This window comes from Pseudoalteromonas sp. Angola-7 (assembly GCF_028599255.1).
Taxonomy (GTDB): Bacteria; Pseudomonadota; Gammaproteobacteria; order Enterobacterales; family Alteromonadaceae; genus Pseudoalteromonas; species Pseudoalteromonas atlantica.
In genome coordinates this window covers 1-715 of the sequence record NZ_JAQREL010000037.1, presented here as the reverse complement: position 1 = coordinate 715, position 715 = coordinate 1, and the positions used below count along the sequence as shown (strand labels likewise).

2 tRNA genes and 1 rRNA gene are annotated in these 715 nt (G+C 39.9%); all 3 read left to right on the top strand.

From position 1 onward, the window contains the following. Window positions 1–79: ribosomal RNA gene (locus PSH50_RS20980) — 16S ribosomal RNA — on the top strand; the annotation flags it as partial. Between the two features lie 76 nt (window positions 80–155). Continuing rightward, a tRNA-Ile gene (locus tag PSH50_RS20975) sits at window positions 156–232 on the top strand. 67 nt (window positions 233–299) lie between these two features. Further along, window positions 300–375 (top strand) — tRNA-Ala (locus PSH50_RS20970). Window positions 376–715 lie beyond the last annotated feature (340 nt).

Genomic DNA, 715 nt, shown 5'->3' with positions numbered 1-715 from the left:
TACCACGGAGTGATTCATGACTGGGGTGAAGTCGTAACAAGGTAGCCCTAGGGGAACCTGGGGCTGGATCACCTCCTTATACGATTTAGAACTTATTTGTTCGTAGTGTCCACACAGATGATTGTTAATTGTAAAGAGAACAACACTTATTGTTTGGGTCTGTAGCTCAGTTGGTTAGAGCGCACCCCTGATAAGGGTGAGGTCGGTGGTTCAAATCCACCCAGACCCACCACTTCTTCTTAATCTTATCACTAAGATTGAAACGAAGTCGGATAACAAACAATAAGACCAGCATATGTGGGGCTATAGCTCAGCTGGGAGAGCGCCTGCCTTGCACGCAGGAGGTCAGCAGTTCGATCCTGCTTAGCTCCACCACTTTACTTCTTAAAAATAAATATTCTTTATCGGGTAGCAACATCACCTGAGAATAGAGTGTGTTTAATTTTGAGAAGTTTTTGATTCTCTGCTCTTTAAAAATTTGGAAAAGCTGATAATAAAATTCGTATGAATAACAATGTTATTTATACAGAGTTTTCAAAAGTAAAAAAGAATGATAGCAGTATCATTCAGTGCCAATTTAATCATTTATGATTAATTGGTATCTACTTTAGTATTCAATATTAACTTCTGGCGAAGTTAAACTGTCACTAACAAAGACCCGTTTGGGTTGTATGGTTAAGTGACTAAGCGTACACGGTGGATGCCTTGGCAGTTG